This is a genomic window from Dolichospermum sp. FACHB-1091, assembly GCF_014697585.1.
In the GTDB taxonomy this organism is placed as follows: Bacteria; Cyanobacteriota; Cyanobacteriia; order Cyanobacteriales; family Nostocaceae; genus Dolichospermum.
This window is the reverse complement of record NZ_JACJSB010000027.1, coordinates 38,391-62,872: the sequence shown is the minus strand read 5'-3', so window position 1 is coordinate 62,872 and position 24,482 is coordinate 38,391. Positions and strand designations below refer to the sequence as shown.

Annotated in this window: 23 protein-coding genes, 1 tRNA gene and 1 pseudogene; 13 read left to right on the top strand and 12 right to left on the bottom strand. The window is 36.9% G+C overall.

Translation table 11 applies throughout. The annotated features are described in order from the left end of the window. Positions 1-252: 252 nt before the first annotated feature. The 4 genes from urtE to H6G25_RS16455 all read right to left on the bottom strand — a co-directional run bounded on the left by urtE (position 253) and on the right by H6G25_RS16455 (position 3,718). Positions 253-951 (bottom strand): urea ABC transporter ATP-binding subunit UrtE, encoded by a 699-nt coding sequence (gene urtE / locus H6G25_RS16470; RefSeq protein WP_190393426.1) that lies wholly within the window; start codon positions 949-951, stop codon positions 253-255. Positions 952-1,308: 357 nt separating this feature from the next. Further along, positions 1,309-1,692, bottom strand: a complete 384-nt coding sequence (locus H6G25_RS16465; protein WP_190393425.1) for a DUF4346 domain-containing protein — start codon at positions 1,690-1,692, stop codon at positions 1,309-1,311. Positions 1,693-1,818: 126 nt separating this feature from the next. Then, positions 1,819-2,994 (bottom strand): GNAT family N-acetyltransferase, encoded by a 1,176-nt coding sequence (locus H6G25_RS16460; protein WP_190393418.1) that lies wholly within the window; start codon positions 2,992-2,994, stop codon positions 1,819-1,821. A gap of 10 nt (positions 2,995-3,004) precedes the next feature. Continuing rightward, positions 3,005-3,718 carry a RibD family protein gene (locus H6G25_RS16455; protein ID WP_190393424.1) on the bottom strand — a complete coding sequence of 238 codons (714 nt, stop codon included), beginning with the start codon at positions 3,716-3,718 and terminating at the stop codon, positions 3,005-3,007. A 459-nt stretch (positions 3,719-4,177) separates the two neighbouring features. On the opposite strand from H6G25_RS16455, the gene H6G25_RS16450 reads away from it, so the two are divergent. From H6G25_RS16450 to H6G25_RS16435, 4 genes are all read left to right on the top strand, one after another. After that, positions 4,178-6,067 carry an ATP-binding protein gene (locus H6G25_RS16450; RefSeq protein WP_190393417.1) on the top strand — a complete coding sequence of 630 codons (1,890 nt, stop codon included), beginning with the start codon at positions 4,178-4,180 and terminating at the stop codon, positions 6,065-6,067. Between the two features lie 82 nt (positions 6,068-6,149). Continuing rightward, on the top strand, positions 6,150-6,662 hold the full coding sequence (gene pgsA / locus H6G25_RS16445) for a CDP-diacylglycerol--glycerol-3-phosphate 3-phosphatidyltransferase (protein ID WP_190393416.1): 513 nt from the start codon (positions 6,150-6,152) through the stop codon (positions 6,660-6,662). A gap of 21 nt (positions 6,663-6,683) precedes the next feature. Continuing rightward, positions 6,684-7,961: an AAA family ATPase gene (locus tag H6G25_RS16440; RefSeq protein ID WP_190393415.1), complete on the top strand. Its 1,278-nt coding sequence runs from the start codon at positions 6,684-6,686 to the stop codon at positions 7,959-7,961. Further along, complete coding sequence (locus tag H6G25_RS16435; protein ID WP_347239206.1) at positions 7,939-8,625, top strand: hypothetical protein; 687 nt, start codon at positions 7,939-7,941, stop codon at positions 8,623-8,625. Before H6G25_RS16440 ends, H6G25_RS16435 begins: the two co-directional genes overlap by 23 nt. Positions 8,626-8,723: 98 nt before the next feature. Here the strand turns inward: H6G25_RS16435 and H6G25_RS16430 are convergent, their stop codons facing one another. After that, on the bottom strand, positions 8,724-8,894 hold the full coding sequence (locus tag H6G25_RS16430; RefSeq protein ID WP_035367945.1) for a ssl1498 family light-harvesting-like protein: 171 nt from the start codon (positions 8,892-8,894) through the stop codon (positions 8,724-8,726). Positions 8,895-9,321: 427 nt separating this feature from the next. On the opposite strand from H6G25_RS16430, the gene H6G25_RS16425 reads away from it, so the two are divergent. Next, positions 9,322-9,906, top strand: a complete 585-nt coding sequence (locus tag H6G25_RS16425; protein ID WP_190393414.1) for a Uma2 family endonuclease — start codon at positions 9,322-9,324, stop codon at positions 9,904-9,906. A 317-nt stretch (positions 9,907-10,223) separates the two neighbouring features. Here the strand turns inward: H6G25_RS16425 and H6G25_RS16420 are convergent. Then, positions 10,224-10,296 (bottom strand) — tRNA-Val (locus H6G25_RS16420). A 155-nt stretch (positions 10,297-10,451) separates the two neighbouring features. Between H6G25_RS16420 and H6G25_RS16415 the strand changes: the two genes are divergently transcribed. From H6G25_RS16415 to H6G25_RS16405, 3 genes are all read left to right on the top strand, one after another. Continuing rightward, positions 10,452-11,036, top strand: a complete 585-nt coding sequence (locus H6G25_RS16415) for a metal-binding protein (RefSeq protein WP_190393413.1) — start codon at positions 10,452-10,454, stop codon at positions 11,034-11,036. 4 nt (positions 11,037-11,040) lie between these two features. Further along, positions 11,041-11,841: a nucleoside triphosphate pyrophosphohydrolase gene (mazG, locus tag H6G25_RS16410; protein WP_190393412.1), complete on the top strand. Its 801-nt coding sequence runs from the start codon at positions 11,041-11,043 to the stop codon at positions 11,839-11,841. Between the two features lie 309 nt (positions 11,842-12,150). Continuing rightward, on the top strand, positions 12,151-12,936 hold the full coding sequence (locus H6G25_RS16405) for an HAD hydrolase-like protein (protein WP_190393411.1): 786 nt from the start codon (positions 12,151-12,153) through the stop codon (positions 12,934-12,936). A 12-nt stretch (positions 12,937-12,948) separates the two neighbouring features. Here the strand turns inward: H6G25_RS16405 and H6G25_RS16400 are convergent, their stop codons facing one another. The 3 genes from H6G25_RS16400 to H6G25_RS16390 all read right to left on the bottom strand — a co-directional run bounded on the left by H6G25_RS16400 (position 12,949) and on the right by H6G25_RS16390 (position 15,313). Continuing rightward, positions 12,949-13,644, bottom strand: coding sequence for a tetratricopeptide repeat protein (locus H6G25_RS16400; protein ID WP_242034996.1), 696 nt, complete (start codon positions 13,642-13,644; stop codon positions 12,949-12,951). 369 nt (positions 13,645-14,013) lie between these two features. Next, complete coding sequence (gene cysE, locus H6G25_RS16395) at positions 14,014-14,766, bottom strand: serine O-acetyltransferase (protein WP_190393410.1); 753 nt, start codon at positions 14,764-14,766, stop codon at positions 14,014-14,016. Between the two features lie 307 nt (positions 14,767-15,073). Continuing rightward, complete coding sequence (locus H6G25_RS16390) at positions 15,074-15,313, bottom strand: 2Fe-2S iron-sulfur cluster-binding protein (protein WP_190393409.1); 240 nt, start codon at positions 15,311-15,313, stop codon at positions 15,074-15,076. A 414-nt stretch (positions 15,314-15,727) separates the two neighbouring features. On the opposite strand from H6G25_RS16390, the pseudogene H6G25_RS21315 reads away from it, so the two are divergent. After that, a pseudogene (locus H6G25_RS21315) lies at positions 15,728-15,886 on the top strand (DUF6516 family protein); the annotation flags it as partial. Positions 15,887-15,993: 107 nt separating this feature from the next. After that, positions 15,994-16,323 carry a hypothetical protein gene (locus tag H6G25_RS16385; RefSeq protein ID WP_190393408.1) on the top strand — a complete coding sequence of 110 codons (330 nt, stop codon included), beginning with the start codon at positions 15,994-15,996 and terminating at the stop codon, positions 16,321-16,323. 142 nt (positions 16,324-16,465) lie between these two features. Here the strand turns inward: H6G25_RS16385 and H6G25_RS16380 are convergent, their stop codons facing one another. The 3 genes from H6G25_RS16380 to H6G25_RS16370 form a co-directional block, all read right to left on the bottom strand. Continuing rightward, entirely contained in the window at positions 16,466-16,645 is a 180-nt protein-coding gene (locus H6G25_RS16380; protein WP_190393407.1) for a hypothetical protein, read from the bottom strand. A 371-nt stretch (positions 16,646-17,016) separates the two neighbouring features. Continuing rightward, positions 17,017-18,372, bottom strand: coding sequence for a UDP-N-acetylmuramoyl-tripeptide--D-alanyl-D-alanine ligase (gene murF, locus H6G25_RS16375; RefSeq protein WP_190393406.1), 1,356 nt, complete (start codon positions 18,370-18,372; stop codon positions 17,017-17,019). Between the two features lie 318 nt (positions 18,373-18,690). Further along, complete coding sequence (locus H6G25_RS16370) at positions 18,691-20,088, bottom strand: 1-acyl-sn-glycerol-3-phosphate acyltransferase (RefSeq protein WP_190393405.1); 1,398 nt, start codon at positions 20,086-20,088, stop codon at positions 18,691-18,693. Between the two features lie 191 nt (positions 20,089-20,279). On the opposite strand from H6G25_RS16370, the gene proS reads away from it, so the two are divergent. The 3 genes from proS (at position 20,280) to H6G25_RS16355 (ending at position 24,438) form a co-directional block, all read left to right on the top strand. Next, on the top strand, positions 20,280-22,088 hold the full coding sequence (gene proS, locus H6G25_RS16365; RefSeq protein WP_190393404.1) for a proline--tRNA ligase: 1,809 nt from the start codon (positions 20,280-20,282) through the stop codon (positions 22,086-22,088). 143 nt (positions 22,089-22,231) lie between these two features. After that, positions 22,232-22,591 carry a hypothetical protein gene (locus H6G25_RS16360; protein ID WP_242034995.1) on the top strand — a complete coding sequence of 120 codons (360 nt, stop codon included), beginning with the start codon at positions 22,232-22,234 and terminating at the stop codon, positions 22,589-22,591. 50 nt (positions 22,592-22,641) lie between these two features. Continuing rightward, positions 22,642-24,438 carry an SUMF1/EgtB/PvdO family nonheme iron enzyme gene (locus tag H6G25_RS16355; RefSeq protein ID WP_190393403.1) on the top strand — a complete coding sequence of 599 codons (1,797 nt, stop codon included), beginning with the start codon at positions 22,642-22,644 and terminating at the stop codon, positions 24,436-24,438. Positions 24,439-24,482 lie beyond the last annotated feature (44 nt).

The following is a 24,482-nucleotide window of genomic DNA, read 5'->3' as shown; positions in this document are numbered from 1 at the left end:
TTGACGTTTAAATAAATAGGAGAAATATCAGCATAATCCCAACCTAGTTCTTCAATAAAAAGCGATGTAAAATCAGCTAATTGCAGGTATTTTTTAACTTGACTACGATTGAACTTCATAAAATGCACTCCTGGTATAAATAAGGTTTTTAACCCTGATTGGTAGTAATTTGAGTCAAGGTAGAGACGTTATATAAAACATATAAAACGTCTCTGCTGCTCTCAAAATTCCCAAGTAAACATTAATATCCGCTTAAACCGCTAAAAATCTTTGAATCACATCCTGGCTAAGTTCCTGAGTTGGACCTGAAGCAACAATGCCGCCTTTTTGCATGGCATAATAGTAATCTGCCTGACGGACAAAATGCAAATGTTGTTCGACCAATAAAACAGAAATCCCTGTGGCTTCAATAATCTGACGGACTGCGGCTTCAATTTCCAAAATGATTGAGGGTTGGATACCTTCCGTCGGTTCGTCTAATACGAGTAGTTGTGGTTTTCCCATTAAAGCACGAGCGATCGCTAATTGTTGCTGTTGTCCACCACTTAAATCTCCACCCATACGAGAAAGCATAGTTTTTAAAACCGGAAATAGGCTAAAAATTTCTGGAGGAATTTCCGGTTTTTTGACTGGTTTTTGTCTAGCTTCTAATCCCAAAAGCAGATTTTCTTTAACTGTTAATCGCGGTATAATTTCCCTTCCTTGACTTACATAACCAATACCCATTTTCGCCCTTTCATAAGTCGGTTTAGGGTTAATTATCTCCCCTCCAAAATTAATAATTCCGCTGCTGGGTTTAAGAAGTCCCATAATTGTTTTTAGCATGGTTGTTTTTCCCACACCATTGCGTCCAATTAAACATACCATTTGTCCTGGTAATACAGTCAAATCTACATTTCTGATAATATGACTTTCACCATAATGAACGTTAAGATTAGAAATTTTTAGCATCATCAAATTATCCTGATTAACTATTTTACAGGACTTACGCAAAATATCTCTCAAACCCTCTTTTCTTCGTTCTCTTCGTTCCTATCCCTGACGGGACGCTCCGCGAACGTGGTTCATTATTCCGTGACTTGTGCGTAAGTCCTATTTTAATTTTACCCTTGCTTTTTTTCTCTCTCCGCTTTACTTTCTTTTGTGCTTCTGTTTGAGATTTAATCCCTTTTACGGCCGGAAACCCTTTCTGGGTAAGATTGTGCGTAGCGAAGAGGAGAGGTTTACCAGAGGATTTTATGTGTACTTTACAACTTTTCAAACATACTTTCAGTGATGAGGTAAGTGTTTACCCATCACTACTAACAATTAATCTTGAATATACTCTTTATCGCACACTAAAGCCATTTCAGCGCGGACAAATTCTCTACCTAAATAGGCTGCATGATCTAAGAAGGTAACGAGACAATCTGGAGTTTCTTCAAAAATCTTAATACACAGTTCTTTGGCTGTGCGACCACTAAATACGGTTGTGTGTGTTCTTTCCACCTTACCACGTACGGGAATGACCTTACCTGTTTCTGGATCTACAGCTAAACCACGTTCATTAATAATATTAGTGAAGTGCTTGGCGTAAATTAATCTTTCATTTCTGTCTATATAGATGATAAAATAACCATTGGGGTCAAGATCAATATGACGCTGGGAAAGTTTATGATCAATTGCTGTCAAATCTTCAAGTAGTAAATCCATCATGCTTTATCAAAAGTAACTTTATTGAGGCAGTATTTTTTAGATTACATCTTTAGTGTAATTCTAGATCACATAAATCCCAAACTTCTTAAAGAAGTCCGGGATCTAAGGGGGATTTATATTTTGCTATTTAAAAGGTAATTCTGTATTAATAGCGTCTATTTCTTGTTGTTCGATATGATTGACTTCTCGAATCCAAGGGAGGATAATTTTGGCTAAACGGTTGTTGTAAAAGCGGTGGAGACTGTGATTAGGAGTAGCAGGAAAACCACGGCGTTTTTTATGTTTACCACCAGCACCGGGATCAAAAGTTTGGATATTGTGAGCGATCGCCCATGCAATTGGTGTATAATAACAAGCATCAAAATGTAAGCAATCTATGTCTTGAAAACTCCCCCAATAACGTCCATAGAGTTGATTATCTTTAAATAAACAAAAAGACATTCCCAGGGGTTGACGCTGATCTTGATCTTCCTGGTGATAAGCAGCAAAAAATACAACGCGATGACGATAATTATGGTATAATTCTTCAAAAAACTGCTTTGTCAGATATTTGCTACCCCACCAACCAAACTTATCGCAGGTATCAGCATAGAAATCATACATTAAGGGAAACATAGATTGGGGAATTTCGTCACCAGTCATAGCTTGAAGTTTTAAACCCGCTTGTTCTACAGCTTTGCGTTCCCGTTTAATATTGCGTCTTTGATTAGCATTAAATCCAGTTAAATAATCATCAAAAGTTGTAAAATCAGCATTTTTCCAAATATAACTATGATGTAACCAAGTTGTCAAACCCTGTTTTTCTAAAATTGGTCGCCATTGGGGATCAACATAGAGAAAATGACAGCTAGAAATGCGATTTTTAACACAGAAACTATCAATTTCATAGATCATCAAAGCTGTAATTTCTTCCTCATCTTCTCCCGGCGAAATTAAAAACCGATAGCCTTCTGCGGGGGTAAATGGTGTCATTCCCAGAAGTTTGGGATAATATTCTATTCCTAAGCGAGATGCTAATTCAGCCCATTGATGATCAAAGACAAATTCCCCTTGGCTATGTCCTTTTAAATATAAAGGAGCAGCAGCGATTAAAGTTCCATCTCGCCATAAAACCAAGTGATTTGGTAACCAACCAGCATGGGCTGTAGCGCTATGGGATATTTCCAAATTGTGCAACCAATCCCATTCTAAAAAAGGGGTTTTTAAGGGTATTGCTAAAGCATCCCAAGCAGATTTAGGAACATCCGCGATTGCGTGAGTCCAAGTAACAGAATAGTTAGGTTTGTGTGCTTTTATCATTGTATAGTTGTTAAACAATTTGGGATTTTAGATTTACCTCTGACTGATGAATTATCCCATAGTGTAAAAATACTTCTTGCTCAACTGTGGATACTTCTAGTAATTGTAACTTAGGAGTAAGAGCAGATAAAAATCCTTTTCTTCCTACCGGTGAAGGAGCGTTATTACCACCTAAAATCAGTGGACAAATAGTCAGCCAGATTTCATCAATTAAATCCAATTCAAGAAAAGATGCTACTAATTCTCCTCCTCCTAAAATAGCTAGACGGTTAATTTGTACGCTTGCTAAGTATTTTACAACAGCCAGAATGTCAATTTCTCCCGTAGGAGTTTCAAATACTAAAATTTGGTCAAATGCCGAACTTTTTTCCCAAGCAGAAGCCCCTACAGAAGTTGTGAGTAACCAACGTCTCACCGGTTGTTGAAAAAATTTAATGTCCGGATTTAGATTAGCTGAAGGGGAAATCACTATATGAACTGGTTGGGGATGATTATTTACTTTTGTTCTTTGTTGCAAGAGTATTGACTCTGATATTATCATTGTCGTACCGTAAGCACGAAGAGTATTAGCACCAAATAAAACGGCATCAGCAGAAGCAATTTGTTTCTCCAGGTGTAGTTTATCATTTAATGAACCAAACCGAGCCGGAGATCGGTTGAAATCTGCTATTTTACCATCAGCACTCATGGCTAAAATTACTGTGGTATGAGGACGATTTTCCATATTTGTTTGGGGGAGGAAACAGACAAGGAATACAGAGATTTTCATTTTTTCCAAAAATTTTGAATTAATTTTGCTCAGGTACTTATTCACCTGGAGGCAATTCATCTAGCTTACTTCTCCACGATATTGCTCCTACAATGTATAATATGATTTTATAAAGATATTATAGACGTATCTTCGTCCATGAATGCAATAAATAATTTTATACATTCAGTGCCGAGAGCCAAGAACATTCAGTTTTAGTATATAATGTTGACCCTTAGGCAAAAATAATAACTTAATAGGCTACTAATAGGCAATTGGTAACAATTTTTTCATTTTTATTTTTGGACTATTCCCGCTATTACTGCTCAGTAATTTAGATTAATAATCAATAATCAATTAATAAAATGTCTCTGTTAGTTAATGTAATTACATATCTTTTTGATTCTGATTTAAAGATGCGAAGTGAGACAACCGATGGGTAAATCTGGTCAATCGTCATTTCGACGAATTTTAGTAACAAGAATACTGTTGGTATTTGTCCCAGTTTTATTAGTAGGTGAACTAGTCGCCCTAAATAAAGCGCGTTCTAGTCTTTTAAATACAGCTAGACAAAATTTAACAGAAAGTGCGATTAATAAAGGAAAAAAAATTAGTGATGATATTGCTGCTTTACGCTCCAATTTAATTACAGCTAGTCAAACAACAGTAATTTATTCTGGATCATCTGTAGAAATTCAACAATTTCTTAAACAACTCAAAAACCAACTACCAACCCAAATTGATTGTTTACAACTCACCCATATTAAAAAAGGTGATATAATTGCTAGTAGTTGTGGTGATCAAGAAATTACCCCATCAGGTTTATCTCCTACGAATAATGATGTTGATATTCAATTTATATTACCACCCTCAGCGGGAAAAACTGGCAAACGAGATAAACAAAATCAACTTCAGTTGTTTTTATCAATTCCTGTTGCTAATCAACGTGGTAATTTAGCTTACCGATTAAGTATTAAAACCACATTATATCAACAAACTCCCAATCATCGCGGCTCTCTGACTGGTTCTTTAGTTGTAATTTCTGAAGATGGTAGGGTTTTAGCTCATCTATTACCGGAAAGAATTGGTACTAATATTAAAAATTATTCCGATGTAGAAAGAATACAAGCTATAGTTAAAAATGCCTTAGCTGGAAGTAATAATTCTAGTAATTTATCTTTTAAAGAAGGAGAAGAATTGGTTGCTGGTTTTACAGCTACCCCTAAACCTATAACCACAAAACCATCACAAAGATGGATTGTACTAGCAGTTACAAGTGTAGAAAATTCTCTATTTGGTTTAGAAGAAATTAAACTAATTCTGATTGTGCTAACAGTTGGTTTAATTGGTGCAAGTTTATTAGCATCATTTTATTTAGTTCCTTATTTAGCAGGTCCAGTAGAAGAACTGCGCGACTATGCTGTTAATCTTCATAGTCACCACGCAGCCCAACCCATTCCCCGTAATTTCAAAATTCGGGAATTTAACCAACTAGCACAAGCATTAGATCAAATGGTAGAAAGGCTCAAAGATTGGGCTGAAGAATTAGAAATTGCTTGGAAAGAAGCTAAATCAGCCAATCAAATTAAAAGTCAATTTTTAGCAACAACTTCCCATGAATTAAGAAACCCACTTAATATTATTATTAATTGTATTCGTCTAGTACGTGATGGTTTATGTGATAACAGAGAAGAAGAATTAGAATTTCTCAAAAAGGCCGATGATACGGCAATTCATTTATTAGGTATAATCAATGACTTATTGGATATTTCTAAAATAGAATCTGGTAAACTTTCCGTCATTATAGTACCTCTAGATTTACGTCAATTATTATTAGAGGTAATTAACTTACAATCACTTAACATCCAATCTAAAAGACTGCAATTAATTTGTAATATAGGTGATCAACCCATCCCAATTAAAGCTGATATATTAAAACTCAAACAAGTGCTAATTAATATTATCGGTAATGCTACTAAATTTACAGATGAAGGTAGTATTCAAATTAGTACAAATATTTATCCAAATAATCATCAGCCTTATGTTATAGTGTCCATTAAAGATACGGGAATTGGCATTGATCCGGGAGAACAAGGTAAACTATTTCGTCCCTTTGTCATGGTTGATGGTACAACTACGCGAAAATTTGAAGGAACTGGATTGGGTTTAGCAATTTCTCGTAATTTAATTGAACTGATGGGTGGTAAAATTACTTTGGAGAGTTTGGGTTTAAATCAAGGGACAACAGTAATGATCAAATTACCTTTGATTGCACAATTATTGAATGTTAGGAAAAGATTTAATAAAACTGACAAATTTGATTAAATCTAAACCTAAACTTTTGTTACAGCATCCAAAATTTATCCTTTGCAATATAATCATCTTTGATTTTTAATTTTTAATTCTCATGACTTTACCTAACTGGATTACTTTTTCTCGACTGCTGGGAATACCTTTTTTACTCTACGGTTTATACAATCCTACAAATCAAGCCAAATGGATATGTTTAACTATATTTTTAATTGCAGCCTTAACTGATTGGTTGGATGGATATTTGGCCAGAAAATTGAACCAAATTAGTGAATTAGGTAAATTTCTTGATCCTTTGGTAGATAAATTATTGGTACTTGCACCATTATTAGTGTTAGTAGAATTAGGAAAAATTCCAGCTTGGGCAGTTTTTATAATTTTAGCACGGGAATTAGCGATCGCAGGTTGGCGAGTTAATCAAACTACTATCACTGGTGCAAATATTTGGGGTAAACTGAAAACAGTTAGTCAAATTATTGCCATATCTCTCCTAATTGCTCCCTTATCTCCAATTTGGCAAACTCCTATTTTAATTGCCTTTTGGGTATCGGTAATATTAACGATTATTTCAGGAATAATTTATCTCATTCCTCCAAAAATTAGTGAGTAAAATCAAAGTAGAGCATATTAAATGTCTAGAATAGAAGGCTTTAGAGTTAGAAATTACAGAGTTATTCGTGATATTACCTTGGGGAAATTGTGGAATACACAAAGTGCCAAACCATTAACACCAATGACAGCAGTTATTGGTAAGAATGGCGTGGGAAAAAGCACGATTTTTGACATTTTTGGCTTTCTTGCTGATTGCTTGAAAAATGGAGTAGAAGAAGCTTGTTATGCTCATGGTCGTGGTGGGTTTGAAAAAATTATCTCTCAAGGACAACAGGGAAGTATTGAGTTTGAAATCTATTATAAAGAAGATGGTAATGCCCGACCAATTACTTATGAATTAGCCATAGATATTGACTCATTTCAAAGACCTTATGTAAAAAAAGAGAGACTGAGACAACGCAGAATAGGACAAGGTAAGGGACAACCTTTTTCTTTTTTAATTCTCAATGAGGGCAGAGGAATCGCATGGAAAGGTGAACAACAAGGTAAGCAAGATGATTTTGATGTGTTAGATTTAATGGATAAAATCCAAAGAGGTGAAGCAGAAGAAGAAACTAAAGAAACCGAAGTAGTTGAACTTGATGATCCGCGAAAACTGGGAATTGCTACTTTAGGTTCACTTAAACAACATCCCCGAATTTCTATGTTTAGAAGATTTATTGAAGGGTGGTATTTAAGCTATTTTACACCTGATGCTGCCCGCAGTTTACCTCTAGCCGGACCACAAAAGCATTTGAATATTCATGGAGATAATTTAGGTAATGTAGTTCAATTTATGGAAAGAGAACATCCCAAAAAGTTTCAATCCATACTGGAAAAAATAGCGAATAAAATTCCCGGTGTCAATAAGATTAGCACTTACCCAAGTCCAGATGGAAGACTGCTTTTGTGTTTCAACGACAAGGGATTTCAAGACCCATTTTATTCTCAACAAATGTCAGATGGTACACTCAAAGTATTTGCCTATCTTCTGATGTTAGAAGACCCTTCACCACCACCATTTTTGTGCATCGAAGAACCGGAAAATGGACTTTATCATAAACTTTTAGAAACCCTAGCCAGAGAATTTCGAGAACACACTAGAGGTCAGAAAGGTGGGTCACAAATATTTGTGACAACACATCAACCATATTTTGTAGATGCTCTTGAACCTGAAGAAGTTTGGGTATTAGAAAAGGGTGAGGATGGATTTGCTAAAATTAAGCGGGCTAGTGAAGATCCTCTGATAAATAATCTTGTTTCTGAGGGTTTGCCCCTGGGTGGACTTTGGTACAGTGACTACTTGGACGCAAGGTGAATATATGCACTTTGAGATATTAGTTGAGGATATTTCTGGCAAAACTACTCTTGATATTCTTGTTCCAAAAATTATTAACCCCGAACAACACACATTTAATATTCATGCTTACAAAGGAATAGGGCATATTCCTAAAAATCTTACATCTAATTCTGATCCCAAAAAACGAATTTTGCTCGACCAATTACCGCGACTTATTCAAGGCTATGGTAAAACATTTGCCAGTTATCCCCCTAGTTATCATGCTGTTCTGATCATTATTTGCGATCTTGATTACCGATGTTTGAGTGTTTTTCGCAAAGAATTACTGAATATTGTAGACTCTTGTGAACCTAAACCAAAGACACAATTTTGTATTGCTATTGAGGAAGGAGAAGCATGGTATTTAGGTGATTTAGCAGCAGTAAAGACGGCTTATCCAAATGCCAAACTAGCAACCCTAAATTCTTATGCTAATGATGATATTTGTGGCACATGGGAGAAGTTAGCCGACGCAGTATATCCTGGTGGTTGTCAAAAGTTGTCTAAACTTCCTTATCAGGTAATTGGTAAAGAGAAGACAACTTGGGCTGAAAAGATATCTCCTCTAATGGATATTGATAATAATCAATCACCAAGCTTTTGTTATTTTCGAGATCAGCTTCGACGTTTAAGTGAGCAGTAAAGCAAAAAATGGCAATAAAAAACCCTGGCGAAACTGACCAGGGTTAATTAGGAGAAAATTTGAATGACGATTAGATACAAATACCGAAGCGGGAAATTTTAGCTAACCCCCAAGGTAATTAGAACTATAGAAGTTAAAAATAATATTGCTACTACACCTTGAAAGGCATAGGTTCTTTGTTGCGCTTTTGTAGGAAATTCTGCGTAGTAAAGTTTGGGTTCTTTGGCATAGTTGTTAAGAATGCCTTTTTCATCACTGGTGGTATACATAATGTTTTTTCTTGGGTTTGTTACTTTATGTAAACTAATATAACAATATCTTTACAAAGTGTCAATAGAACTTGACAAAAAAATAATTGATGCTAGAAGTAAGTGCTGCTTACCTGGAAGCACCAGAAAAAATCTCGGTGACAGCAGCCATAAAAAAACCCACCTGCGTGGGTTTCCAGTGGAAACTTAGCAAAGGTGGTTGAAAATCAATGAAATTGAAAATTTAGCTACAAACTGTTTTAGCACTTTACAACTTGTTTGTGAACTGCTTGTGACTTTACCCATAACTTTGCCGTCAACAACACTATAACCCTCATTCTTGCGTCAGCTAATTTTGGATGAAATTGACAGCATTGTTAAAATTAAATCAACTAACCCAGAGCCAAACTGACCCCAAGCAACTGCAAACCGTAGGAGATAACGAACCATGATCGCAGCCAAAGACAACGCCCCTCACCTCACTCCAGAAGAATATTTCACTTGGGAAGAACAGCAACTAGAAAAACACGAACTGATCGACGGTCAAGTTTACGCCATGACTGGCGGTAGCGTTAATCATAGCCGCATTGCAATTCGATTTGCGACTATGGTTGATACCCATTTAGACGCTAGTAGTTGCATAATAGGTAACTCTGACCTGAGAGTTAATATTGTTGGCACAAATAACTACACTTATCCCGATATTAGCGTCACCTGCGATGATCGTGATAAAACCACAACCCAATATATTATCTACCCCTGCTTAATCATTGAAGTTCTCTCAAAAACTACCGAAGCCTACGACAGAGGCGGCAAATTCAGAATGTATCAAAATAACCCAGTCTTGAAAGATTACCTGTTGGTTAGTTCCACTGCGATGGAAATAGATTTGTATCACAAAAATGATGCAGGACAATGGATGATTATTAACTATGGAGAAGGTGACACCATTGAACTAAAAAGCATCAATCTCAGCTTCCCCATTGAACAAATCTATCGCGGTTTAAATCTTGAACCAGAGAATGGGAAATAATAAAAGCATTACCTAACTAGGGCTTGCTGAATAAACACCGTGACAAATCAATGACTTGAGGGGGATAGAAGATGAATAGGTGCAAGAAAAAGAGTTAAAACGGGTAAAAACCCTTGCATAAAAGTCTACTAAGATATATAGAAAAGCGCAAAAATAAGAAACAGCAGCCATAAAAAAACCCACCTGCGCGGGTTTCCAGTATAAAGTTAGCAAAGGTGGGTGAAAATCAATGAAATTGAAAATTTAGCTACAAAACGTTTTAGCAGTTCACAAACGAGTTGTAAACTGCTATCAAAACGGGATTGTGTTTTTATAAATGGGCAGTACCAGACTCGAACTGATGACATCCTGCTTGTAAGGCAGGCGCTCTACCAACTGAGCTAACCGCCCGTTTTTCTCACTCAATTAATATAGCATAGCCTTTGAAAATTTTGCAAGTCTTTTGAGAAAATTTTTTTTGGAGATTGGGAAAGGCTGATGTGAACGGGATTGAGCTATACTAATTCAGGGTTTTACTGTTAATTTGATATTTTTAATTTTCTAAGATGCCCTCTGGTCAAACGCACGATCGCATTACTATCTGGTCTATGCCTGTTGTAGCGGGTATAACATTGATTTCCACTCACAGCAGTAATATGACTTTGTTAGTGGCGGGTGGGTTTATGTTTGGGGGGCTGATGTTTGGTCCCGATTTGGATATTTACTCCCGTCAATTTCAGCGTTGGGGTTTTCTGCGGTGGATTTGGCTACCTTATCAAAAAAGTCTGCGCCATCGGTCTTTTTTATCTCACGGTCCGATTATTGGTACAACATTAAGAGTGGTGTATCTGACAACTTTTTTGGCATTGGTGGCCATTGTGCTGGTGATGATTTTCACCAAGTTGGGAAATGTGGCTTGGAACTGGGGGGAAGTGTGGGGAACTGTGGGGAAGACCATCTATATATATTATGGAGAATTTTTTGCCCTATTTCTCGGTTGCGAACTCGGTGCAATGAGCCATTCTTGTAGTGATTGGACTGTTTCTGGTTATAAACGCTTTCAAAAACAGGGTATTCAAGGTTTACTCCCCCGTGGCAAAATTAAAAAACGTAAAGTTAGCCCCAGTCGTCGCAGTGTCAAAAAGCGGTAAAAATATGGAAGTTAATCAGACTTTAGCGGCATTACAAGAGTTAATAAATGTAGTAGCGAAATTGCGATCGCCTGAAGGTTGTCCTTGGGACTTGGCACAAACCCCATCAAGTCTAACTCCCTATATAATTGAAGAGGCTTATGAGGTAGTAGACGCAATTCAAACTGGGGATAAAAAGGCTATTTCTGAAGAATTAGGTGATTTATTATTACAAGTAGTATTACAGGCGCAAATTGCCAGTGAAGCGGGTGATTTTTCTCTGCAAGAAGTAGCTGAGGGTATTTCTCAAAAGTTAATACGCCGTCATCCTCATGTATTTGCTGATGTTACCGTGGCCAGTATGGAAGAGGTACACAAAAATTGGGAAACGATTAAAGCAGCAGAAAAAGGAGAAACTGTAGAAGAGCAAAAACTCAGTCATAAATTAAATCGTTATCGTCGTAGCCTTCCCCCCTTAAATGCGGCCATGAAGATATCTGAAAAAGCTGCTCAGGTTGGTTTTGAGTGGAATAATGTAGATGAAGTTTGGGGCAAATTTCATGAAGAGTTAGGGGAATTTCAACAGGCTTTAGCTGAAGAAACCAAAGAAAGACAAGAATCCGAATTAGGTGATTTACTATTTGCCATTATTCAAATTGCCAGATGGCATAAACTTGATCCTAGTGCGGGTTTACAAGGGACAAGTCAGCGATTTATTCAACGATTGCAAAAAATGGAGGATGTGATTGAACGTCCGTTGACAGATTATAGTTTAGAAGAATTAGAAGCCCTGTGGCAACAGGCTAAAGCCCAACTTGGTCATTAGACATCAGGTGAATTTAAATATTCTAGGACTTACGCACAAGTCACGGAATAATGAACCACGTTCGCGGAGCGTCCCGTCAGGGATAGGAACGAAGAGAACGAAGAAAAGAGGGTTTGAGAGATATTTTGCGTAAGTCCTGATATTAATACATCAATATTTTGCTCCATTTCCATAAGGCTACTGAAAAACTTTAAAATAATTTTATTTTTGATAATTTTATTTTTTATTTGCTATTTCAGAGGTTTATCGCTACATATCCGGCTATCAAGGTGCGGTAAACTAACAAAAGCAGTTTTTCACCTCAGAACAATGACAGCAAATAGTCCCACGATTTTGGCTTTAGACTTTGATGGAGTGGTTTGCGATGGACTAATTGAATATTTTGAGGTAGCATGGCGTACCTACTGTCAAATTTGGTCGCCGGTTGACGATACACTACCAGATGATTTAGCTTTGAGATTCTATCGCTTACGTCCTGTAATTGAAACGGGTTGGGAAATGCCTATTTTAATTAAAGCTTTAATTGCAGGTTTTTCTGATGCTCAAATCCTGCAATCATGGACAACTATTACCGCCGAAATTTTAGTAGCAAATAACTTAGAAGCAAAAGCAGTTTCTACACAATTAGATAATTTGCGAGATGAATGGATTGAGAAAGATTTAGATGGTTGGTTAAGTCTACATAGATTTTATCCTGGTGTCATTGAAAGACTGAAAATAACTCTTGAGACTGAAGTTCAGTTATATATTGTCACTACTAAAGAAGGGCGATTTGTCAAGCAATTGTTACAACAAGAAGGAGTTAATTTACCATCAGAAAATATTTTTGGTAAAGAAGTAAAACGCCCAAAATATGTAACTTTGCGGGAATTAATCAAGAAAGCAAATACCCAAACTGTTAATTTATGGTTTGTTGAAGATAGACTAAAAACTTTACAATTAGTGCAACAACAATCAGACTTAAATCATGTAAAACTTTTTCTCGCAGATTGGGGTTATAATACTCAATTAGAACGGGAAGCAGGAAAAAATGATTCCCGCATTCAACTAATCTCACTTTCTCATTTTACTTACGATTTTGCAACCTGGTTATAATTTAACCAATATCTAGCTCCCCGACTTCTTAGACAAATCTGGGAGCTTATTAATAAGATCAATTACCTCTTGATAATTACTGATTCTTTTTTGTTTTTGAAATAAGTTAGCTGCTACTTTTAAATCGCTAATTGCTCCCTGTTTATCACCTAAAGCATTGCGAGTAATGCCTCGATTTTGGTAAGCTTCAGGAAAGTTAGGATTAAGCTTTAATGCTTGGTTAAAATCTCTAATAGCTCCTGGGAAATCTCCCAAATCATGACGGGTAAATCCCCGATGATTATAAACACCCGCATAATTAGGATTTAGGCTAATTGCTTGATTATAATCTAAAATCGCTCCTTTTAAATCTCCCAATTTATAGCGAGATATTCCTCGTTTATAGTAAACTTCAGCAAAATCAGGACGTAACTTTAAAGCTTGATTATATTCTTCAATTGCTCCTTTGATATCTCCTGATGTATGGCGGTTAATTCCTCTATGAAAATAGATGATAGCCTCTTTTTTATCAGCTTGTGCTAACAGCGATGATTTGATTCTATAATCGGAAATATTTGCCGAATTTTTAGCAGTCACTTGGGGGCTATATAAGATAGTTCCTAGTATCAGAGTTGTAATTGTTAATTTCCATTTTTTCATTACGCTATTCTTCCAATTATGAGCAAAAAGTGCCAGGTTTTTGGGTAGTAACGGCTTAAAAATCAGCATTTTTCCTGTAAATATAGGAAAATTTGCTCCCAACAGATCACCTCAACCCTTGCCTTTTCTCTGTCCTCACAGATAACTTTTATAGCTAAGTAAGTTGGCATTAAAAATTCAATCCATGTAACGAAATGTAAAATCTATAAATACATTGAAAATCAATCATTCCACGGTTTTTACAAAACTAGGAATTACCCAACTGGCACATTGGTAAACTGCGTCAAACCGCACAAATCTGGCAAATAAACGGATTTTTGATATCTGATGCACCCTACAATAGATTTTTGGTGTGACACTTGTGTAAGTCCTATGAAAAACAAGAATGGTTAGTTGAAGAAATAAACCCGTAAGTTGAATTTCTGGATTTCTGGATTTCTAGATTCCCGCACCGTCAAAAAATTCCTGAATCTTTTTATCTCGGAGATTACAGAAATTATGTTCTTTTGGTAACTCATTTTTTTGCGGTAATTTACCAATTAAAACCGGAGTTTTCCCAGGATTTTGGAGGGATTCAATTTGGGCTTCTAGTGCTTCAATCCGGTCAACTAAAGCGCGAATTACTTGGGCTTCTGAGTCTGGTAAATTACTATGTTCTAGAGGTGCAACCCGCACTCCAGAACGGTAAATAATGCGCCCAGGGACACCGACAACTGTACAACTAGATGGTACATTTCTCAACACCACTGAACCAGCACCAATACGGACATTATCACCAATTTCGATATTTCCTAAAACTTTTGCACCAGCGCCAACCACAACATTTTCACCTAATGTCGGGTGACGTTTACCGCTTTCTTTACCTGTTCCCCCCAGAGTGACACCTTGATAAATCAGCGCGTAGTTGCCGATAATGGCTGTTTCACCAATCACTACGCCCATTCCGTGGTCAATAAATACGCCTTGACCAATTACTGCCCCGGGGTGAATTTCAATACCAGTTAAAAACCGAGCGATATGAGAAATCAAGCGGGGGAAAAAAGGAATACCAAAACTACGCAACCTGTGTGCAAAGCGGTGGAAAATTAACGCTTGCAACCCAGGATAGCAGAATAAAACCTCCAACCAATTCCGGGCTGCGGGGTCACGTTCAAAGATAATACGAAAATCGGCACGGAGTCTAGAGAACATTGATATAGTACCCTTAGATAGCACAACAAGCCACTCTCCCATATTATCTTGATTTGGTGATTAGAGATGGGCTAGTTGTTAACAGGACTTATGCAACTGGGACGAGCAATGGCTTCCGCGGGCGCAGCTAAGGGATACGTAGTACGCAGTAAATAATTTAATGCTTTATATTGATAGTCTAGATCAAATTTACTATGTCATGATTATTAAAAATTATATTTTTGCTAATTAAAAACAACAATAATTGCATCTTGATTGAATAACTAAAGATTCCTGATCTTACCCCCACTTTTTCAGCCAGCCCTAATTACCAAGTTGGATCACTAAAAAGATGTATGGTTAATTTCTCTTTTCTCGGTGGTACTGCGCTAATACAAGCCCGGACGATTTCTCCATTATCTAATTCTACGGTACAAGCGTGACAAGTTCCCATCAGACAACCCGTAGGAATTGATACTCCAGCCCGTTCTGCTACATCTAATAACGATTCTCCTACTTCAGCATTAACGATCACATAATCTGGTAAAAAAGTAATTTGCATAATCATTTCTCAGTTTTACAGCAGCTTTCAGCCTACCACATCAACAATATCTTTACCAAATGGCAAAACGATTAGTTGACCTTTTCTAGTCAGGACTTACCCAACGGGCACATTAGTAAGGTGCATCAAACCGCACAAATCTGGCAAATAAAAGAACTATGGCGTTATCGTTTGACGTTAAAAGATAGTAAATTTTTAGAAATGTTTGAGTTTTTTAAAATAGAATCTGGACAAGTATAAATACATGGGTTTCCGCTCTTATGAGGTACTTCATTTGCCCCCTCCTCAATCCCCCCGCTGCGGGGGAAGAAAAGGATAAACTTTTGATATTGGAGGGGGTTGGGGCTGGGGTTCTTGTACCTCATAACATCGGGAAGTGCTGTAATTAAATATAGTTTTCATTAGCAAAAAAAGAACAGAGAATTAATCAAACGCTGGGATCATGCACCCCATCATCCTGAAATTGTAACCTATCCTCATCATGTACATAATGGTTCTGAAGACAGTGTCGCCGCAAGCCTTTCACTGTGCCAGTTGCGTACGTCCTGTAGACCTAATTCTTTAAAAAAAGTAACATAAATGCTCTGATTACTCACTTTTAAGGTAAGATGAGTTTAGTTGTGTAAAAAATATCCACTTTACAATAAAACTTAATAATAAGAACCTACAATTATCCCCAAAAATCAATGTTAGATTTCAACACCTTAGCTGAGTTTTCCCGCAACAACTGTATAGGTATTTGTGCCTTTCTTGTCCCAGCCAATATCCTGACAACCTTATTAACGATTATCCTCACGTTCCTAAATCGTCCCCTTGGTCAAGTATGGATATCTACAGGATTAGCCTGTTTATTTGCCAGTGTCATGGTGCTGCACGTTTATACTTGGTTTATGATTGGTGTGGTCATGACACCAACTTATATCTTATTGTCCCTAGCAGTTACTTGTTTATTGACTAATCTTTTACTAATTATCTGGCGCAGAAATTCTCTACAATTGTTTTCTCTTCATAAATAACTTCAACAAAAGTCAAAATTTCAGTAATACCAAAAACTGGATATTTGGCTTTTTTTATTAACAGTCAGAATAGTACCTAAAAATATAAATTACTATTCTGACTATTTTTGATAGCTATTAGTTAACAGCTATTTTTTTACTTTTACCAACGATAACCGTAGTAATTACGGTGATAGTAACCGTGATGAGAATAACAACCATAATAACCTCCACCAACAACGGTTTTTACTTCCTCGGTAACTAGTTCATCAAGAAAACTAGTAGCATCATTAAATAAATCATAACCGACAGGAACTAATGCAGATATTTGGATATTAGCCATGATAATTACTCCTTGATTTGATAAATTGTCTTGACAAAAGACAAATGAGATTAGACTTGCTATGGACTAACCTTATTTCTGATTCTTCCCAAAATAATTGATAAATTCAAGGCTTTGACCTCAATAGATAAGACTTAATTCAACTATTTTTGTCTAGTTATTCATGGTAATTAGCAGTTAAAAATGTTTGTTAATTGACAGTTTTTGATACTTACCAGGAACATATTTTAGAGATGTTTCATGCAACATCTCTACAAAAGATGTCATTTTTATTGTGGATTAGATCTACGGAAAATACCGACTTAATTAAGTTTATTTTGTCTAAAGTACATGAGATAGACAACATATCTAAACCCAATATTCAATTGTCTTTAATTCGTAAATTCTGCCCGTAATTGATTGACAACTCGATCTAATCCCACAGAATGGGCAGCTTTGAATAATAAGCAATCTCCTGTTTGCATAAATGTTTTTAATCTTGTTACCAAATCAGCATGAGTGCTAAAACATTCACAAAATATATTATCAGCACTATTAGCAATAATTTCCGCATCTTGACCATCAACTAATACTAATAACCCATCAAGATGCAAATTTTTGACCATTTCTCCGACTTTTTGATGTAGTTCTGCGGATCTTTCTCCTAATTCTTTCATAGCCCCTAAAACCGCAATTTTCCGCTTTCCTGGTGTGTCAGCTAACAACTGTAAAGCGGCTAACATGGCTTCTGGGGCGGCATTATAGGTTTCATCTAAAATCACGATATCATGAGGTAAAGTGAAGCGTTGACTTCTACCTGTGGGCATATTTACCATGATACCAGATTGTAATAATTGCCAATCAATTTCTAATACCTGAGCTACGGCTAAAGCTGCTAAAAAATTACTAGCATTATGACGACCAGGTAAAGGCAAAGGTAGACCCATTCCAGCAATTTCTACAGTTTCATTATTAATTAATTTTCCTTGAATATCACCACCAGAAAAGCCATAACTAATAACTTTTCCCTGCCAAAATTTCGCGGCCATTTCCATTAATAATGGATTATCATAATTAAGAATGGCGGTACTATGATCTGGCATTGTCGCTAATAATTCACATTTAGCTTCAGCAATTGCTACTTCTGAACCAAGTAATTCAATATGGGCTGTTCCCACATTAGTAATTACCCCAATTGTCGGTTTAGTAATTTCTGTGAGTTCGGCAATTTGTCCCCTACCCCGCATAGCCATTTCTATGACTGCAAAATCATCTTCTTTCGTCAATTCTAAAAGAGTTTTGGGAACACCTATTTCATTATTAAAATTACCATAGGTTTTATGGACTTTTCCTTTTGTAGCCAAAACTGCGGAAATTAGTTCTTTAGTAGTGGTTTTACCTACTGAACCAGTAATACCAATTACGGGAATAGAAAAGCTTTCCCGCCACCATTGAGCAATTTGCTGGTATGCTTTTAAAGTATCTTTAACCCGCAAAACTGGAAACCCCGGATTTTCATAGCCATAATCAACTATAGCCAATATAGCCCTTTTAGCGATCGCTGTGGGGACAAAATCATGTCCGTCAAACTTTTCCCCTCGCAAAGCCAAAAAGACTTCACCCGGTTGCAAAATGCGGGTATCTGTTTGTATTCCAATAGCCAACTGAGCTAAACTAGATACAGATACATTCACAGGTTCAGCTATAAGAACTTCAACCAGTTGAGAGATAGTGGCAGAGACTGACATACTGATAAACGATAAGGTATTTTAAAGGTAATAACCTTATCATTTTTTGTGTCGCGTTGTCATTGAAGATTTATTTTTGTGAAGTTCTATACATTAAACTGGTTTAGATGATTTGTAATACGTATTACTGTTGAAGTCAAGAATCTATCTCTTGTTTAGTTTTGGTGATTAGGTAATCTCTTTTTCTTCAACAGTAGTATTTTCTGGAACTGATTAAATCATTTTTATTGTTCCGTTGTTTTGATATTCTATTGTTGGATAATCTGGCTAATTTCTGCCAAACTTAAATTTAAAACTTGTGCGATACAGACAACTTTTTCAGCAAGCCCTATTTATCAAACCCTCCAAAACTTGTTGTAAATCACTCGTCAACTCAGCCACACATTGTCTAGCAGCAACTCGACTACTTTTATAAACAGGATAACGTTCAGAAACAGAAATTGGTTCACCCACAGTTATCTTCACCTGCTGCTTACCCAATTGGGGACGATTTAAGGTCATATTTCCCTTAATTTTATTAACCATATCCCATAAAAGTAAAGTCATTTCTGCAAATCTTTCCACCGTTGGTTTTTCGCGGATATAAGTTCCAGAAACAGCTACAAAACTCTCAACTAATCTCATGTGCCACATCCGAAAATTTGCTTCTTCAGCAACTCTATCTCCTAAATTTTTCTCAATAGTTGATAATAATTTAATATCCTTAAAATCTTCCCTAAATATGTAATTCCAACCGGCTTGTTCTACCCGTCTACATCTATCATTCCAATGACCTCTAGATGGTAAATCAAAATATTGTTCTGCAATAAATAAAGCAATATTCATCACAGATTGTAAGCGATAAGCTAAAGCCTCATTTCTATCTGTAATTTCCCCATTGGTAATTTTTTCATCTGGTAATTTTTGATGATAGAACTTAGTGTAAAATTGCTCCATTATCCCTAACAAATGTTCAGCTAAACTTAATAATCGGGGATAAAGTACAGTAAAAGAAGTGTCTGTTTTTTCCTGATTTATCAATAAACCACTGGCTGCTTCTAATTCAGTTAATAAATTTGCTATATTATCCCAAGGCTCATTCACATAACTATATTTAATCCCAATTGGTAAAATTAAAACTTCCTCTTCTCTTCCGGCTTTTTGTAAATCCTCTACACACCAAAAACCCATCTGGGCTATACCCGGTTCTAAAGGACTAATAATCTCTGATAAACCATTTGTACCACCTTCCGGCGCAGCAGCCATGGGAAACTGACCGTTAATATACAAATCTCGCGCAGAACGCAACCCAGTCCAGTCAGCTTTACCACGTTGAATGGGAGTTCCCCCCAAATGGGAAATGACCCAACCTACATGATCTCCTGCCCAGAGGGGAATGCCCCGATCATAGATAAAATGAGCATGAGGCGGATATTGTAGCTGTATACCCCCAATTCGTGCTACTTTAGGCAAGATTTGGGACAGTAAATAAGTTAAACAAAGCGGGTCTGCTGTTTGCGGATGACGAAATGCTAACATAAACCGGATTTTACCATCCTGAAATCGTTGATAGCAATTGGCTAAAGTTTCAACGTTGTTTGCTTCAATGTTGCTAATGGGTGTTTTCCACTGCATCCAGTTAGGTAAAACTAAATGTACCAATTTTAACAATAAAGGGTTAAAAGCTGGCGGGATAAATTCTAAAGGTGGTTGGGCTTGATACATTGCTTTAGACAAGGTAATGATCTCCTCAAGTTAGATGTAAAACTATTGTTTCGCGCAAAGACGCAAAGGAGCAAGGACGCAAAGAAATAGATTAATTCATTCTGTGGTCTAGGTTGTAAGTCTTTACTACAAAACTTTTTCGACTACATGGAAATATTTTAGACGTAACTGATTTGAAAAATTAGCAAATAAAGGTAAAAAGAATGCGGTTATCACAAATGTTATTTGTTACACTAAGAGATGATCCGGCTGATGCGGAAATCCCTAGCCATAAATTACTACTCCGTGCTGGTTATATCCGTCGCATTGGTAGTGGGGTTTATGCTTATCTTCCCCTAATGTGGCGAGTTTTGCAAAAGGTTTCTCAAATTGTGCGCGAAGAAATGAATGCTACTGGCGCACAAGAATGTTTATTACCGCAGTTACAACCGGCGGAATTATGGCAAGAGTCGGGAAGATGGGATACTTATACTAAGGCTGAAGGAATTATGTTTTCTTTGGTTGATAGAAGAGAACAACAATTAGGATTAGGTCCAACTCATGAGGAAGTAATTACTACTGTGGCCCGTGATATGATTCGTTCATATCGTCAATTACCTCTGCATTTGTATCAAATCCAAACTAAATTTCGTGATGAAATTCGTCCCCGGTTTGGTTTAATGCGCGGACGAGAATTTATTATGAAGGATGGTTATTCTTTCCATGCTGATGAAGAAAGTTTGAAAAAAACTTACCAGGAAATGTACACTGCTTATAGTAATATGTTGCGGCGTTCTGGTTTAGCTTTTCGGGCTGTGGAAGCTGATTCTGGGGCTATTGGTGGTTCTGGTTCGACGGAGTTTATGGTGTTAGCAGATGCAGGAGAAGATGAGGTTTTATATACTGAAGATGGTAAATATGCAGCCAATGTTGAAAAAGCGGTTTCTTTACCAGCGGAAGCGGAAATTTCACCTTTTACAAGTTACGAAAAACGGGAAACTCCCCTGACTGATACTATTGAAAAACTTTGTAGTTTCTTGAAATGTTCTCCTACTCAAGTGGTCAAAAACGTTTTATATCAAACTGTTTATGATAATGGTTTAACGGTTTTGGTTTTGATTAGTATTCGTGGAGATCAGGAAATTAATGAAGTTAAGTTACAAAATGAATTGACTAAATTAGCTCCTGGATTTGGTGCTAAAACGATTCTGACTTTAACTGTACCAAATGTTGAAGCTCAAGGAACATGGCAAGCTAAATCTTTACCTTTAGGTTATATTGCACCAGATATTAGTGATGATTATATTGCGGTTAATAAACAGGTAAATTCTCAGTTTGTCCGGTTGGTAGATAAAACTGCTGTGGAGTTAAAGAACTTTGTCACTGGTGCTAATACCAGCGGTTTTCACGTGGTTGGTGCAAATTGGTCTGAGCAATTTACATTACCTGCGATAACCGTAGATATTCGTAAGGCAAAATTAGGCGATCGCTCTGTGCATGACCCAAACCAAAGCCTACAAACAGCTAGAGGCATCGAAGCTGGTCATATTTTCCAACTCGGTACAAAATACTCTCAAGCTATGGGTGCAACTTATACCAATGAACAGGGAGAAGAAAAGCCTTTAGTTATGGGTTGTTATGGTGTGGGTGTGTCACGGTTAGCACAATCAGCCGTAGAACAATCCTATGATAAAGATGGCATAATTTGGCCAATAGCGATCGCACCATATCACGCCATTATCACAATTCCTAACATTAAAGATGCCCAACAAATCGCCGTTGCCGAAAAACTTTACACAGAACTTAATCAAGCAGGAGTAGAAACCTTATTAGATGATAGAGATGAACGAGCGGGTGTTAAATTCAAAGATGCGGATTTAATTGGTATTCCCTTCAGAATTGTCACCGGTCGCGCCATTACAAATGGTAAAGTCGAAATAGTCAAACGCGCAACTCGTGAATCTCAAGAAATAGCCATTGAAGAAGTCGTTAATACATTACAACAATGGATTAAGGACGCAATAGCAAGTTAAGACTCAAATCTTGTGGGGTGGACATCTTGCCCGCCATATCAAGTCAAGACTAAAATCTTGTGGGGTGGGCATCTTGCCCGCCCTTTGATAAATATGACGACTTGTGGTAATTTATTTTCATAACCATACAAGTAGTAAGTTTTATGTCAGCAGAATTTTCTACCCCAGACAGTTTATGGATTATTACTGAAGAAGTCGCGGAAACCTCAACGACGACCATTAGCGGTGCTAGAAGTAGTGGTGATACAGGTGGATTATTAGGACGTAAAACTACAGAAGAACAAATAATAGTTACCAAAGAAAAAGACAAATTAGTAATTACTAGGCGTAAAGTTGAAGTCACAAAACTCAAGCAGGAAATGAGAGGATTTATACAAGCTATGCGAGAATGTTTAGATGAAGCAGATGATCCTGACTCTAAAATCCGCCTAGACGAAGTAGAAGTTTCTGTAGAAGTGAATGGAGAAGGACAACTGAGTTTATTCGGAACGGGGGAAAAGTAGGCGGTAAAGGCAGTCTGACTTTTAAATTCAAGCGACAATCATAGATGAAAATGAGTAAGAACTGGGCAATTAGTATTGGCATTAATCAATATGATAACCTGCAACCGATGAATTTTGCTAAACGGGATGCAGAAGCAATGGCCGCTTGGTTTCGGGAAGAAGCCAAATTTGATCAGGTGTTTTTATTTACAGAGGACTCTCCACCTATTAATACCAGTCCACCCATTCCCACTCAACCAACTTACGGACGGTTGCGGCGATTTTTACAAGCACAATTTGAACAACCTCTATTAGAACCAGGGGATAATTTATGGTTCTTTTTTGCTGGTCATGGTATGCGTCATGCTGACAAAGATTATTTAATGCTTGCAGATAGTGATCCTGGTGCTATTGAACATACAGCTATTTCCGTTGAATACATCACCGAAAGATTGCGTCGTAGTCGTGCTGATAATGTAGTTTTGTTATTAGATGCTTGTCGAGAAGAAAGTAGTCGTAGTGGTTTAGGAATAGGTGAACAGAAGCATCAAGGAGTAATTACCTTTTATTCCTGTACTGCTAACCAAAAATCTTGGGAAATTGCCGAATTACAACATGGTTCATTTACATATACACTATTAAAAGGTTTAAGGTTACATCGTGCCACTGTGGAACGATTAGATAGATATCTCAATTCTGCTGTTCCTAAATTAAATATTAAATATCAAAAACCAATTCAAAATCCTTATCTCAAGGCAGAACCGCCATATAAAATACATTATATTTTGTTGGAGCAATCTGCCACTCTTAAAGATGTTGAGACTTTAAAGGTTGAGGCATCTGAAGCTGAAAATGAAGGAAATTTAGATTTAGCAGATCAATTATGGATCAGGGTTTTAAGAGTATCTCGTGCTGATTCAAAAGCAGTAAGGGCTATTAAAAGAATTGCAATTAAAAAGAATAATTCAATAGAAAAACCAGTTCCTTTAAAGGTTAATAATCCTCAATCTATTGGTCTATCTAGAGGTGACGAATACCCACAATTTCTTTTAAAGGAATTTTTTGAAACGGTAACAGTTGACAAAACAGGAAAAATAGTTAATCAAGAGAATCATCAAGCTGCATATTTTAAAGAAGATTTGGGTAATGGTATCACCCTGGATATGGTACAAATCCCTGGTGGTTCTTTTATGATGGGTTCACCAGAATCAGAAAAAGGTCGGAGTCAAGATGAAAGTCCACAACATCAGGTAAATGTACCTGGTTTTTCTATGGGTAAATTTGTTGTAACTCAAGAACAGTACCAACAAATCATGGGTAAAAATCCTTCTTATTTCACTCAAAAAGGAGCAAAACGTCCTGTAGAACAAGTGTCTTGGAATAATGCTGTAGATTTTTGTCAAAAGTTGAGTCAAAAGACAGGACGGGAATATCGTCTACCCAGCGAAGCAGAATGGGAATATGCTTGTCGTGCGGGGACGACTACACCCTTTCATTTTGGGGAAACGATTACAACTGAGTTAGCTAATTATAATGGAACTTACACCTATGCTTCTGAGCCAAAAGGTAAATATCTTCAAGAAACAACAGATGTAGGTAGTTTTCCCCCTAATGCTTTTGGATTATACGATATGCACGGGAATGTCTGGGAATGGTGTCAAGACGATTGGCATGATAATTATTCAAATGCGCCTAAAGATGGTAGTGTTTGGACAAGTCAAAGCGGTATTGCCAAGCTGCTGCGCGGTGGTTCGTGGTACTACGCTCCTTACTATTGCCGTTCTGCTTATCGCAACGACCTCGACCTCCTCTACCTCTACAACAATTTTGGTTTTCGGGTTGTATGTACTGGTGCGGCGAGGACTTAGTAGCCCTTTACACTCTTACGCTTTTGCTCTTTGCTCTTCTTTTC